Raw genomic sequence first — 13,498 nt, 5'->3', positions numbered from 1 at the left:
CTCTCCCCTTGCGGGAGAGGATGCCGGAGCTTGGCGCGAAGCGCCTAGCGAAGGCTGGAGAGGGGATGCGGCGCTGCTGCCCCCTCTCCCGCTGCGACTAGCGAGCAAGCTCGCAAGTCTCGCTGCCCTCTCCCGCAAGGGGAGAGGGGTTGAATGTATCGCCTGGCTCCGCCAAAGCGCGCAGCGATGCGCATCGCCTTCATGGGAACGCCGCCCTTCGCGGTGCCGACGCTCGCCGCGCTGCATACGGCGGGTCACGAGATCGTGGCCGTCTACACCCAGCCGCCGCGCCCGGCGCAGCGCGGCAAGAAGCTGCAGCCGAGCGCGGTGCACATATGGGCCGAGGCACACGGCCTGCCCGTCCGCACGCCAAAGAGCCTCAAGAGCGCCGAGGAGCAGGCCGCCTTCGCGGCGCTCGACCTCGACGTAGCGGTGGTCGCGGCGTACGGCCTGATCCTGCCGCAGGCGGTGCTCGACGCGCCGCGCGAGGGCTGTCTCAACGTCCACGGATCAATCCTGCCGCGCTGGCGCGGCGCGGCGCCGGTGCAGCGCGCGATCCTCGCGGGCGATGCCGAGACGGGCGTGACGATCATGCAGATGGACGCGGGGCTCGACACCGGCGCGATGCGGCTGGTCGAGGTGACACCGGTCGCGGGGAAGACCGCGGGGATGCTGACTGACGAGCTGGCCGAAATGGGCGCGGTGATGATGGTGAAGGTCTTGAGCGACCTCCATGCCTTCGCCCCTCAACCGCAGCCCGACGCGGGCGCCACCTATGCCGCGAAGATCGACAAGAGCGAGGCGCGGCTCGATTTCCTGACCAGCGCGGTGCAGGTCGAGCGGCAGATTCGCGCGTTCAATCCCGTTCCGGGCGCGTTTTTCGAGCTGGAGGGCGAACGCTACAAGCTGCTCGCAGCCGAGGTCGTGCATCCCGCCGAGACCGTTGCGGGCGCAGCGCCCGGCGTGACGCTCGACGATGCGCTGTCGGTGGCGTGCAACCCCGGCGCGATCCGCGCGCTGCGCGTACAGCGCGCGGGCAAGCCGGCAATGGACGCGGCGGACCTGCTGCGCGGGCGCGCGATTCCCGAGGGAACTCGGCTGGCATGACGCTCTCCCTTCCCCTTCTTCGTCACCCCGGACTTGATCCGGGGTCCCGCTCAGCGACGTCAGAAAGCGGGACCCCGGATCAAGTCCGGGGTGACGACAGGCTGGGTGGCCCCCGCCCATGACCCGCTTCGCCCTCACCATCGAGTTCGACGGCCGGCCCTTCATGGGCTGGCAGCGCCAGTCGCACGGGCCGAGCGTCCAGCAGGCGATCGAGGAGGCCGTCACGCGCATCACCGGCGAGGAGGCCGCGGTGCACGGCGCGGGGCGCACCGACGCCGGGGTCCATGCGATCGCGATGCGCGCGCATGTCGATATCGCAAAGCCGCTCACCCCCTTCCGGCTGATGGAGGCCCTGAACGCGCAGCTTCGCCCCGCGCCGGTCGCGGTGCTCGCGTGCGAGACGGTCGCCGACGACTGGCACGCGCGCTTTTCGTGCATCGCGCGTGCCTATGAATATCGCATCGTCAACCGCCGCGCGCCGCTGACCTGGGACAAGGGGCTGTCGTGGCAGTTCGCGAAACCGCTCGATGCCGAGGCGATGCACGGCGCCGCGCAGGTGCTCGTCGGGCGGCACGATTTCACGACCTTCCGTTCGGTGCATTGCCAGGCCGAAAGTGCAGTGAAGACGCTCGACCGGATCAGCGTCAGCCGCCACGGCGAGGAAATCATCATCGAGACCGCGGCGCGGAGCTTCCTCCACCATCAGGTGCGCTCGATGGTCGGCTGCCTTTCCATGGTGGGTGAAGGCAAATGGACGGCCCGCGATTTGAAGGCGGCGCTCGACGCAGCGGACCGCAGCGCGCTGGGGCTCAATGCGCCGCCCGACGGGCTGTATTTCGTGAGCGCGAAATATCCGTAGCTCGTCATTGCGAGGAGCGAAGCGACGCGGCAATCTCCAGTAGGCGTCCAGGCAGAACGATGGCTGGGGATTGCTTCGCTCTGCTCGCAATGACGGAAACGAAAAAGGGCGACCTTCTCAGGCCGCCCCTTCCCCCTTTATCGCTCTGCGACGCGCTTACACCTTTTCGGCGTAATAGAGCGGCGCATGCTCGTTGAGGATCTGGAGGATCTTCGCCTGCGCGGTCTTTTCGTCGCTTTCCTCCATCGCGGCGAGTTCGCGCGCGAGGCGGCTCGACGCCGCTTCGAAGATCTGGCGCTCCGAATAGCTCTGCTCGGGCTGGTCGTCGGCGCGGAACAGGTCGCGGGTCACTTCGGCGATCGACACGAGGTCGCCCGAGTTGATCTTCGCTTCATATTCCTGCGCGCGGCGCGACCACATGGTGCGCTTGACCTTCGGCTTGGTGGTCAGCACCTGCAACGCTTCCTTCAGCGTCTTGTCCGACGACAGCTTGCGCATCCCCACGCCCTCGGCCTTGTTGGTCGGGACGCGCAGGGTCATTTTTTCCTTTTCAAAGCGCAGGACATAGAGTTCGAGCTGCATGCCGGCGATTTCCGACTTCTGCAGTTCGATGACGCGCCCCACGCCATGCTTCGGATAAACGACATAGTCCCCGACTTCGAAGAGGAGGGTATTTGCGGACATGCAGGTTCCTTTCATTGGCCTTGCCGTGGGGTCAGCGTCAAAACTCCGGTGCATCCGGCCCTCGTGCGAGAGGGGGATCGAGCAGTTCGGTCGGCGCTAGCCCGTTAAAGTGACAAGGGATATGGCTCCATCGGAACGCCGGACGATGCCCCGCCGCGAACGGCGAAGCGGGGGAAAAGTTCGACGCGTTGACATTTATTATAGCAGAGTCGCAACAAAATTGCCACCCCCGCGCGGAAATCCGCGAGATCAGCGGGTTGACGGCGATTCCAGTCCGTTTCACCTTGAGACGGAAATGCAGATGGGGATGTCGATATGCAGGATCAAGTCTGGTGGGTTACGGGCGCGTCGTCAGGAATCGGCGCGGCGCTCGCGCGGGGTCTGGCGGCGCGCGGCGCGAAGCTGATCCTGTCGGGGCGCAATGTCGCGGCGCTCGAGGCGGCAGCCAAGGATATCGGCCCCGGAACGATGATCCTGCCCTTCGAAGCGACCGACTATGCCGCCCTACCCCGCATGGTCCAGGAAGCGTGGGACTGGTGCGGCCGCATCGACGGGCTGGTCAACAACGCCGGCATCTCGCAGCGCAGCCTGGCGATCGAGACCGACCTTTCGGTTTATGAGAAGATCATCGACGTCGACCTGCTCGCGCCGATCGCGCTGACGCAGCAGCTTTTGCCGCGCATGGTCGCCGCGGGCGGCGGACAGATCGTCGCGATATCGAGCGTCGCGGGCATCGCCGGCGTCCCGCTGCGCAGCGCCTATTCGGCGGCCAAGCACGGGCTGATCGGTTATCATGACGCGGTGCGCGCGGAGAATGAGCATCTGGGACTGAAGGTGCTGGTCGTTGCGCCGGGATCGGTCGCGACCAACGTCAGCCGCAACGCGCTCAACGCCGACGGCAGCGTGCGCGGGACCAGCGATGCCGCGATCGACAACGGCCTGTCGCCCGATGCGGCCGCGGCGCAGATCCTGGACGCGGTGACGGCGGGCAAGCGCGAGATCGTCGTCGCCGAGGGCGCCGAGGCCGAGATCGCGGCGCTCCGCCGCGGCGATCCCGACGCGCTGTTCGACCGGATGAGCGCGATGGTGCAGGCGGGCTATGCGCGGCAGATGGGGGCGACGTCCGCGTCCTGAGGCGGCTTTCGGCCGGGAACTGCCGATCCCGCTCCTATACTTCGTCATTCCCGCGAAAGCGGGAACCCAGAGCGCACGTCGGCTGACCCCACGCTGGGCTCCCGCTTTCGCGGGAATGACGAAGGTGGGGGCAGTGTCCGCTCGCTCCCCCCAAAACCGCCAAATAGCCAAACAAAAGCCCCGCCGGATCGCTCCGGCGGGGCTTCTTTTTCACCCGAAGGCAGCGTCAGCCGACGGCATGCCCCGCCAGCGCCGCGAGCAGCAGCAGCGCGACGATGTTGGTGATCTTGATCATCGGGTTCACGGCCGGACCCGCGGTGTCCTTGTAGGGGTCGCCCACGGTGTCGCCCGTGACCGCGGCCTTATGGGCTTCGCTGCCCTTGCCGCCGTGGTTGCCGTCCTCGATATATTTCTTGGCATTGTCCCACGCGCCGCCGCCTGCGGTCATCGAGATCGCGACGAACAGGCCGCCGACGATCACGCCGAGCAGCAGCGCGCCGAGCGCGGCAAAGCCGGCCGCCTGATCGCCCGCGACCCAGCTGATCACATAATAGACGACGATCGGCGCCAGCACCGGCAGCAGCGAGGGGATGATCATCTCCTTGATCGCGGCCTTGGTGACGAGGTCGACCGTGCGCGCATAGTTGGGTTTCGACGTACCCGCCATGATGCCCGCATCGTTCGCGAACTGCTCGCGCACGTCCTTCACCACATCGCCCGCAGCGCGGCCGACCGCGGTCATGCCCATCGCGCCGAACAGGTACGGAAGAAGGGCACCGAGCAGCAGGCCGACGATGACATAGGGATTTTCGAGGCTGAAATTGACCGTCAGGTTCGGGAAGAACTCCCTGAGATCGGTCGTGTAGGCCGCGAACAGCACCAGCGCCGCGAGGCCCGCGGAGCCGATGGCATAGCCCTTGGTCACCGCCTTGGTGGTGTTGCCGACCGCGTCGAGCAGGTCGGTCTTTTCGCGCACCGAATCGTCGAGACCGGCCATTTCGGCGATGCCGCCCGCATTGTCGGTCACCGGACCATAAGCGTCGAGCGCGACGACCATGCCGGCGAGCGCGAGCATCGCGGTCGCGCCATAGGCGATGCCGATCAGCCCCGCGAGCTGATGGGCGATGATGATGCCGGCGACGATCACGAGCGTCGGCAGCGCGGTCGCCTCGAGGCTGACCGCGAGACCCTGGATCACATTGGTGCCGTGGCCCGTTTCCGACGCCTTGGCGATCGAGCGGACCGGGCGGAAGCCGGTGCCGGTATAATATTCAGTGATCCAGATGATCAGCCCGGTGATGACGAGCCCGAGCAGCGAGCAATAGAAGAGCGCGCGGCCCGTATAGTCGGTGCCCGGAATCACCGTTTCCATGCCGCCGAGCGCGTAGCTCGTCGCGAACCAGATGCCGAAGACCGACAGCACGGCCGAGACCAGGAAGCCCTTGTACATCGCGCCCATGACATTGTTCGACTTGCCGAGACGGACGAAATAGGTGCCGATGATCGAGGTGATGATGCACACGCCGCCGATCAGCAGCGGCAGCGCCATTAGGCCGTCGAGAAGCTCGCCCGCGCCCTTGAGCAGCAGCGCGGTCAGCACCATCGTGGCGCCGACGGTGACGACATAGGTTTCAAAAAGGTCAGCCGCCATGCCGGCGCAGTCGCCGACATTGTCGCCGACGTTATCGGCGATCACGGCCGGGTTGCGCGGGTCATCCTCGGGAATGCCCGCCTCGACCTTGCCGACCAGGTCGGCGCCGACGTCGGCGGCCTTGGTGAAGATGCCGCCGCCGAGACGCGCGAAGATCGAGATCAGCGAGGCTCCGAAAGCGAGCGCGACGAGCCCGTCGACGACCGTGCGATCGTCGCCGCCGACGCCCTTGCCCATCTGCGTGGTCAGGAACCAGTAGAAGACCGAGATCGCGAGCAGCGCGAGGCCGGCGACCAGCAGCCCGGTGATCGCGCCGGCGCGAAACGCCAGCGTCAGACCCGACTGCAGCCCCTTCTGCGCCGCCGCGGCGGTGCGGACGTTCGAGCGCACCGAGATGTTCATGCCGATGAATCCGGCGACCCCCGACAGGATCGAGCCGATGACGAACCCGGCCGCCGACACCGGGCCGAGCGCCCAGGCGACGATGATCGCGACGACGACGCCGACGATGGCGATGGTGGTATATTGGCGCTTCAGATAGGCCTGCGCGCCCTCCTGGATCGCCGCGGCGATTTCCTGCATTTTTTCATTACCGGCCGAGGCGCCGAGCACCTGGCGGGAGGTAATGAATCCATAGAGCACGGCCAAAAGGCCGCACGCTATCGCGATCAGAACCGGATTCATGCGTGTCTGTTCCTTCCCCATTGAGAAGGGCGAACGCAAAGATAGCAGTCGAACGTCCGACTTATTGATGCCGGCTCGCTCTCTCCCCTGATGCGACCGCCCCAAATTTGGACGGCCGGGTTATGGGAAGAAAGAATGCCAAGCACAAGCCCGCAATGGCCGCCATCCGTCGGGATGCCGGTCGAGCGACATTTCAGTGCATGAAACCCAGCCGCTCGGGGAGCGGAACGCGCTGCGCCTTGTGGGTCAGCATGACGCCCTCGCCCACCGCTGTGTGGCCGAGCATCGTGATCCGGACGTCGAGCCCCGCGGCGATCTCGCGGATCGCCGCCGCTTCGCCGGGATCGGCCGCGAAGAGAAGCTGATAGTCGTCGCCAGCCGTCGCCGCGGCGAGCCGCGTGTCGGGCACGTCGGGGCGCGCCGCGAGCAGCGCCGCCGACAAGGGCAGAGATTCGAGCATGATGCCGAAGCGGCAGCCGCTCGCCGCCGCCATCCGCTCGGCGTCGATGAGCAGGCCGTCCGACACGTCCATCATCGCATGGACATGACCCGCGACCGCCTGGCCGAAGGTCAGCTGCGGCTGCGGGCGGCGATAGGCGTCGAGGCAGGTCTCGTTCGGCTCGATCTCGCCGAGCCGCATGGCAAGGCCGACGCCGGCGTTGCCGATCGTGCCGGTGACCCAGATCTGGTCGCCCGGCCGCGCACCGCCGCGCGAGGGCGCGCCGCCCTCGGGCGCGCGGCCGATCGCGGTCAGGCCGAAGCTGCGCGGCGCGCCCGCGGGCACGCGCACCGTGTCGCCGCCGAGCAACAGCAGGCCGAAGCGCCGCAAGGCGGTGTCGAGTCCGTCGGCGAACGCCTTGTCCCAGGCTTCGTCGCCGAGGCTGTAGCCGACGAGCACCCCGATGGGCGCCGCGCCCTTCGCCGCGAGATCGGACAGATTCACCGCGACGAGCTTCCACGCGACGTCCTGCGGCTTTTCGTCAGGCAGAAAGTGAATGCCCTCAATGATCATGTCGTGGGTCAGGACCAGCCCCTCCCACACCGCCGCATCGTCGGCGAGGCCGCGCGCGGCGGGGTCGGTCGCGATGGCGCGCATGCGGGCGATGAAATCGACTTCGCTCATCTCACAAACCCCGTTCGCCCTGAGCTTGTCGAAGGGCTGCCCTTTCTCTTGCCGTCGCTAAAAGAAGGGCGGGGCTTCGACAAGCTCAGCCCGAACGGCGAACAGAACGCTTCACCCCTTCGCCCGCACATCCTTGCCGATCGCATCGAGCAGGCCGTTGGCGAAGCCCGCCTCGCGCGCGTCGAAGAAGGCTTTCGCGACATCGACATATTCGCTGACCACCGCGCCGACGGGCACGTCGCCGCGCGCTATCAGTTCATAGGCGCCGGCGCGCAGGATCGCCTTCATCGTGCGGTCGAGCCGCTCCATCGTCCAGCCGCTGGCGAGCCGCGCGGTGATCGCGGCGTCAACCTCGTCCGCCCGCGCGAGCGCGCCCTTCACGATGTCGTCGAAGAAGGGGACGTCGGCCTCCGCATATTCGGCATCCTCGATGATCTTGCCGATGCGATGCTGGTGGAATTCGTGGACGAGCTGCGCGACCGGCGTGCCCTCCATCTCGTGCTGATAGAGCGCCTGCACGGCGGCGAGGCGGGCGGCGGAACGGGATACGGCGCGTTTGTTCATGGCTGTTTCAATCTGTTCTGGACGCTGAGCGCGTGGGCGGGCAGCCCCTCGGCGGTCGCCAGCGCGACCGCGGCGGGGCCGATCGCCGCGAGGCTGGCCTCGTCGAGCGCGAGAAAGCTGGTGCGCTTCATGAAGTCGGTGACCGACAGCCCGCTCGAAAAGCGCGCGCGGCGTCCGGTGGGGAGGACGTGGTTGGGCCCGGCGACATAGTCGCCGATCGCCTCGGGGGTCTGGCGGCCGAGGAAGACCGAGCCCGCATGGCGGACCCTGGCGAAGAGCGCGTCGGCTTCGGCCGCATCGACGGCGAGTTCGAGATGCTCGGGCGCGAGCCGGTCGCACAAGGGGATGGCGTCGGCGAGGCGCGGCACGACGATCACCGCGCCATTGTCGGCCCAGCTCGCCTGCATCGTCGGCGCGGTGCCGAGCGTCGGGATGACATGCGCGACCGCCGCCGCGACCGCATCGGCGAAATCGCCGTCGTCGGTGAACAGGATCGACTGGCTGGTCGGGTCATGCTCGGCCTGGCTGAGCAGGTCGGCGGCGATGACATGCGGATCGTTCTTCGCGTCGGCGACAACGACGATCTCGCTCGGCCCCGCGACCATGTCGATGCCGACCAGCCCATAAAGCTGTCGCTTCGCTTCGGCGACCCAGGCGTTGCCGGGGCCGGTGACGACGTCGACCGGCGCGATCCGGCCGGTGCCATAGGCAAGCGCCGCTATCGCCTGCGCGCCGCCGACACGCCAGATCTCGTCGACCCCGCCGATATGCGCCGCCGCCATCACGACCGGGTTCGTCGCGCCGTCGGGCGTCGGCGTGACCATGACGATGCGCTCGACCCCCGCGACCTTCGCGGGAATGATGTTCATCAGCACCGACGAGGGATAGGCGGCGCGTCCGCCGGGGACATAGACTCCCGCCGCGTCGACCGCCCTCCAGCGCGCGCCGAGGCGGGCGCCAGCGGCATCGCGATAGTCGCGATCCTCGGGCCGCTGCGCGGCGTGATAGGCGCGGATGCGCTCCGCGGCGAGATCGAGCGCGCCGCGAAGCTCGGGCGCCAGCGCGTCATAGGCGGCGGCGCAGTCCTCCTTCGAAATGCTCCAGCCGCTGGCATCCAGATCGAAGCGGTCGAACTTCGCCGTATAATCGGCAATCGCCGCGTCGCCCTCGGCCTTTACCCGCGCGACGATCGCGGCGACATCGGCCGAGACGTCGGACGCGCTCTCGCGCCGGTCGTTCGCCAGCGCGTCGAACGCCGCCGCAAAACCGGGATCGGAGGCGTCAAGCCGCCGCATCGCCCACCGCCTGCCGGAACCGCTCGACCAGCGCGGGCACTTCGGCCGAACGCAGCTTGAACGCCGCGCGATTGACGATCAGCCGCGCCGACACCTCGCTGATCACCGTCTGTTCGGCGAGCGCATTCTCGACCAGCGTACGCCCGGTCGAGACGAGATCGACGATATGCGAGGCGAGCCCGAGCTTCGGCGCAATCTCCATCGCGCCGTTGAGCTTGATGCATTCGGCCTGGATGCCCTGCCCCTCGAACCAGCGGCGCGTGGTCGACGGATATTTGGTCGCGACGCGGATATGGCTTTCGCCCAGCCCCGGCGGCGCACTGTCCGCGGGACCGGCGAGCGACAGGCGGCAATGACCGATGCCGAGATCGACCGGCGCGTAAAGCTCCGAATAGTCGAACTCGTCGACGACATCCGACCCGACGATGCCGAGCTGCGCCGCGCCGTGCGCGACGAAGGTCGCGACGTCGAAGGCCCGCACGCGGATCAAGGAAATATGCGGCTGGTTCGTCCCGAACACCAGCGCGCGGCTCTTCGGATCGAAGAAGTCCGCCGCGGGCTCGATGCCGACGCGCGCGAGCAGCGGCAGCGCCTCGTCGAGGATGCGTCCCTTGGGGATGGCAAAGATGATCGGTTCGGGCATAAGCGCCGTGCCTTTAAGCGGCGACGGGAGAAAGGGCAATGAGCGAGCGCTATCAGTTTGTCGACATGGCGGAAACCGGGCGCGAGGCGGTGCGCACCGCCTTTTCGAACCAGGTCGCCTATTGCCGCGCCGCCGAAGCGCCGGTGACGGCGCGGATCGTCGCGGCCGTCGCAAGCCTGCTCGATCGCCCCGCGACGGACTTCGCGCGCAGTATCGCCGACTGGCCGGGCGCGCCGCTCGCCGACGCGCTGCCGCTGCGCGCCGCCGGCGGACTCCACGCGCTCCATCTGTCGGGCGCGGCGCCCGAGCTCGCGCCCATCTATGCCGATGCCGAGGATATCAACGACGCCGCGATCGTCGCGGGGGTCGTGCAGCGGCACGAGGCGGTGCTGCTCCCCTGGCTCGACGGGCCGCCGCAGACCAATGAGGCGGGGCGTTCGTCGAACTTCGTCGCGGCGATGCTGTGGCTCGCCGACAAGGGACTGCCGCCGCGCTTCCAATGCCTCGAAATCGGGTCGAGCGCGGGGATCAACCTGATGCTCGGCCGTTATCATTACGACCTCGCCGGGGTGCAGGTGGGGCCCGAGCCCGGCGTGATGGCCTTCACCCCCGAATGGCACGGCGCGCACCCTCCGCAGCATGCGATTGCAATCGAGAGCACCAGGGGATGCGACGTCGCGCCGGTCGACCTCACCGATCCCGCGCAGGCGCTGCGGCTCAAGGCCTATATCTGGCCCGAGCATCACATCCGCTTCGGCCGCATCGAGGCCGCGATCGCCGCCGCCGAGGCCGATCCGCCCGATCTCGTACGGATGACCGCCGCCGATTTCGTCGAAGCCGAGCTGGCAAAGCCGCAGGCCGAGGGGACCACGCGCGTGCTGATGCATTCGATCGTCTGGCAATATGTTCCGGGCGACCAGCAGACGCGGGTGACCGCGGCGATGGAGGCCGCGGGCGCGCGCGCCACGCCCGAGCGGCCGCTCGCCTGGATCGCGCTCGAGGCCAACCGGACGATGCACCGGCACGAGATGATCGTGCGCTATTGGCCCGGCGGCGGCGAACCGGTGATGATCAGCCACGCGCATCCGCACGGCGCCTGGATCGAATGGACCGCGCCGCAGTGAAGCGCCCGCGCTTTTGGGCATAGCCCCGACTCATGCTATGCTGCGCGCGGAAAGGAGAAAGCCCATGCAGGCCGTAACCGAAGGCGACCGCCGCAAGGAACTCGCCGTCCTCCTCGACCAGATCCAGGCGCATCCCGAACGCGACTGGACCCGCGAGCGGCGACGAATCGCGACGCTCAACCAGCTGATCGCCCCCACCCGCAAGCCGCACTGACGGCCCCACCGGCGCGAAGGCGGGCGGGCGTTCGTCGCATCGCTGCACCCGCCCGCCGCGTTCGCGCGTCCGCAAGGAAACAAGCGGGCGTCTCCGTTCGTTACTCCCTCGCAACGCCGCCCGCGCGGGTCCCTTCGCGCGGGCGGCTGATCCGATTTCAGGAACAGGGGAACAGCAGGAGACCGATCATGCGCAAGACCCTCATCCTTCTTGCGGCGAGCACCGCAGCCTTCGCCGCTCCCGCCTTCGCCCAGGTCGATACCGGCGTCGCGGGCCAGGTCGGCGGAACGGTCGGCGGCAGCGTCGATCCCGGCCGTATGGCCGGCGACGTCGTGCAGGACGCGACCCAGCCCGTCGGCGACGCGGTCGACCAGGTCGACCAGACCGCGAAGGACGCGACCGACGCCGCCGACCTCAAGCTCGCGACACGCGAGGACGTGCGCGCGGGCGCCAATGTCACCGATTCCAAGGGCAACAGCATCGGCACGGTGCAGAGCATCGACGGCGACAACGCCGTCGTCGTCAGCGGCGGCAAGCTCTACAATATCCCGCTCTCGGCGCTCTACAGCCACGCCGAAGGCGCAGCGCACGGCCTGGTGACCAAGCTGCCCAAATCCGAATTCGAAGCGCACGGCGCGGCGGGCGCTGATGCCAGCGACCCCGGCGGCCGCTGATCGCCCGCTGATCGAACGAGCCCCCCGCGCGGCCACCCCCCCCCCCCGGCCGCGCATGAAGGCGCCGGAGCTTAGGCTCCGGCGCCTTCACTATATGCCGGGAAAGCTCGAACCTGCGTGCACATCGACCTCGCCGCCCGTCGCGATCGGGATGACCGCGCGGCCAAACCAGACATAGCGCGCGGTCGGCCGCGTCAGATCATTGTCGTAGCGCGCCGCGACCGCCGCAGGGTCATAGCCCATCCAGCCGAGCGTCGCGGGCAGGATCTGGCTCGCCGAATGCCCCTCGTGCGGCGCCCCGGCATAATGATTGGCGAGCCGCGCGGGCAGGAAAGCGAGCAGCGGCACACGAAACTCGTCGGCCACGGGATCGCGGCTGCAGTGCGGCAGCGCGCCCGGCGTCAGATTCTGGCCGTGGTCGGAGGTATAGACGATCGCCACGTCGTCGCGGTCGACCCCGGCGAGCAGCCGCGCGAAGAAGCGCCGCTTCGACCAAGCGAGCGCCGTCGCATATTGCCGCGCGACCGGGGCGTCGGCGGGGATGGTGCCGAGCGGATAATGGTCGCGATACTGGAAATGCACCCCGCGCAGCACGGCATAGCTGAACGTCCGTCCGCGGCTCTTGATCTCGGCGTTGAGTCGGTCGGCGATCTTCAGGTCGGTGTCGATCCCGCCCTTCATCGACAGCACATGGTCGATCAGCGCGCGCTCGGGCGGCAGCAGCAGATTCTGCGGCGCGCCGCTCGTCTGCCCGTCGATCAGCAGGGTTCGATAGCCCGCGGCGCGGGCATAGCCCCAGATCGACGGCGTCCGCCGAAGGTCGATCCCCGGCCCTGCGCGGCGGACATCGACCCCCGATCGCAGCGCGACATGCGCCGGCGCGCTGCAATTGGCCATCGCCGCGGTCACGCCGAAATCGATGTGCGGAGTGCGGGTCAGCAGCGGGGCGATGATGCGCTCGAACGGTGCCTGCGCGACGCTTTCGTCGATCACCCAGACGATATGGCGCGGCGCCAGCGCCGCTCCCTCCGGCGTCGGTCGCAGCGCGGGGGCGGCGCGCGGCGGCGGCGCCTCGGCGGTGGCGACGTCCCAGGCGAGACCATAGAGATTGCGCCCGGCGCTCTCGGGCCAGACGTCGGCGAGGCGATAGACGAGGCTCGGCACGATCAGCAGGATCAGCAGCGCCGGCAGCGCGCGGGGCCACGCCGGCAACCGCCCGCTTCGCCGCGCCAGTACGCGCGAACCCGCGAGCAGCGCCAGCGCCGCGACCGTCTGCGCGCCCGCGAGCAGCAGCGGCGCGGTGAACTCGCCCGCCGCATTGCCCGCCTGCCGCGCCTCGGCGAGCATCCAGTCGAGCGTCGCCGCGTCGAGCGGCGCGCCGACGACCTGCCCATAGCCGATGTTGACGAGGATCGACGCACCCGCGAGCGCCAGCAGCGCCGCGAACCAGCGGCGCGGCAGCAGCCACGCGGACGCAAGCAGCACCGCGGCCTGCATCGAGAGGAAGAGGAAGGCGGTGGTCGCGCTCGCCGCGTCCCCCGCAGCGAGGCGATAGAGCACCGAATGGACGAGCTGAAAGCGATTGGCGAGCGCGAAACCCGCCGCGAACAGCAGCACCGCCGCCGCGATCCGTCCCCAGCCGCCGCGGCCCGCGCGGCGGGTTTCTTTCGTCCCCGCACCCGTCATCGAACGGCAACATAGCGGCAAAGCGTTGAAAAATCACGAAGCGATCGGCGCCCGCC

13 protein-coding genes are annotated in these 13,498 nt (G+C 68.5%); 6 read left to right on the top strand and 7 right to left on the bottom strand.

Annotated elements, in window-relative coordinates; all coding sequences use genetic code 11:
• Window positions 1-186: 186 nt before the first annotated feature.
• Entirely contained in the window at window positions 187-1,107 is a 921-nt protein-coding gene (fmt, locus tag ACOTSS_RS03955; RefSeq protein WP_448690234.1) for a methionyl-tRNA formyltransferase, read from the top strand.
• A gap of 118 nt (window positions 1,108-1,225) precedes the next feature.
• A complete protein-coding gene (truA, locus tag ACOTSS_RS03950) occupies window positions 1,226-1,966 on the top strand; it encodes a tRNA pseudouridine(38-40) synthase TruA (RefSeq protein WP_448690233.1) in 741 nt (246 codons plus the stop codon).
• A gap of 156 nt (window positions 1,967-2,122) precedes the next feature.
• On the opposite strand, the gene ACOTSS_RS03945 is transcribed toward truA, so the two are convergent.
• A complete protein-coding gene (locus tag ACOTSS_RS03945) occupies window positions 2,123-2,650 on the bottom strand; it encodes a CarD family transcriptional regulator (RefSeq protein ID WP_095387466.1) in 528 nt (175 codons plus the stop codon).
• 315 nt (window positions 2,651-2,965) lie between these two features.
• Here ACOTSS_RS03945 and ACOTSS_RS03940 point away from each other — a divergent pair, with 315 nt between their 5' ends.
• The gene (locus ACOTSS_RS03940; RefSeq protein WP_448690232.1) at window positions 2,966-3,784 is read left to right on the top strand and encodes an SDR family NAD(P)-dependent oxidoreductase; all 819 of its coding nucleotides are present in this window, start codon (window positions 2,966-2,968) and stop codon (window positions 3,782-3,784) included.
• A 226-nt stretch (window positions 3,785-4,010) separates the two neighbouring features.
• Here the strand turns inward: ACOTSS_RS03940 and ACOTSS_RS03935 are convergent, their stop codons facing one another.
• The 5 genes from ACOTSS_RS03935 to hisG form a co-directional block, all read right to left on the bottom strand.
• Window positions 4,011-6,119 (bottom strand): sodium-translocating pyrophosphatase, encoded by a 2,109-nt coding sequence (locus ACOTSS_RS03935; RefSeq protein WP_448690231.1) that lies wholly within the window; start codon window positions 6,117-6,119, stop codon window positions 4,011-4,013.
• Between the two features lie 193 nt (window positions 6,120-6,312).
• A complete protein-coding gene (gene thiL / locus ACOTSS_RS03930; RefSeq protein ID WP_448690230.1) occupies window positions 6,313-7,242 on the bottom strand; it encodes a thiamine-phosphate kinase in 930 nt (309 codons plus the stop codon).
• A gap of 111 nt (window positions 7,243-7,353) precedes the next feature.
• Complete coding sequence (nusB, locus tag ACOTSS_RS03925; protein WP_448690229.1) at window positions 7,354-7,806, bottom strand: transcription antitermination factor NusB; 453 nt, start codon at window positions 7,804-7,806, stop codon at window positions 7,354-7,356.
• Window positions 7,803-9,101, bottom strand: coding sequence for a histidinol dehydrogenase (gene hisD / locus ACOTSS_RS03920; protein ID WP_448690228.1), 1,299 nt, complete (start codon window positions 9,099-9,101; stop codon window positions 7,803-7,805). Before hisD ends, nusB begins: the two co-directional genes overlap by 4 nt.
• Window positions 9,088-9,744 (bottom strand): ATP phosphoribosyltransferase, encoded by a 657-nt coding sequence (gene hisG / locus ACOTSS_RS03915; RefSeq protein ID WP_448690227.1) that lies wholly within the window; start codon window positions 9,742-9,744, stop codon window positions 9,088-9,090. Before hisG ends, hisD begins: the two co-directional genes overlap by 14 nt.
• A 38-nt stretch (window positions 9,745-9,782) precedes the next feature.
• On the opposite strand from hisG, the gene ACOTSS_RS03910 reads away from it, so the two are divergent.
• The 3 genes from ACOTSS_RS03910 (at window position 9,783) to ACOTSS_RS03900 (ending at window position 11,756) form a co-directional block, all read left to right on the top strand.
• A complete protein-coding gene (locus ACOTSS_RS03910; RefSeq protein ID WP_448690226.1) occupies window positions 9,783-10,868 on the top strand; it encodes a DUF2332 domain-containing protein in 1,086 nt (361 codons plus the stop codon).
• 64 nt (window positions 10,869-10,932) lie between these two features.
• Window positions 10,933-11,082, top strand: coding sequence for a hypothetical protein (locus ACOTSS_RS03905; protein WP_448690225.1), 150 nt, complete (start codon window positions 10,933-10,935; stop codon window positions 11,080-11,082).
• A gap of 188 nt (window positions 11,083-11,270) precedes the next feature.
• Window positions 11,271-11,756: a hypothetical protein gene (locus tag ACOTSS_RS03900; RefSeq protein ID WP_448690224.1), complete on the top strand. Its 486-nt coding sequence runs from the start codon at window positions 11,271-11,273 to the stop codon at window positions 11,754-11,756.
• Window positions 11,757-11,846: 90 nt separating this feature from the next.
• Here the strand turns inward: ACOTSS_RS03900 and ACOTSS_RS03895 are convergent, their stop codons facing one another.
• Window positions 11,847-13,442 carry a sulfatase-like hydrolase/transferase gene (locus ACOTSS_RS03895; RefSeq protein ID WP_448690223.1) on the bottom strand — a complete coding sequence of 532 codons (1,596 nt, stop codon included), beginning with the start codon at window positions 13,440-13,442 and terminating at the stop codon, window positions 11,847-11,849.
• Between the last annotated feature and the right edge of the window lie 56 nt (window positions 13,443-13,498).

Source organism: Sphingopyxis sp. NJF-3, from assembly GCF_053514865.1.
Note: the sequence above shows the minus strand (reverse complement) of the source record. Positions and strands in the feature narration are given on the sequence as shown.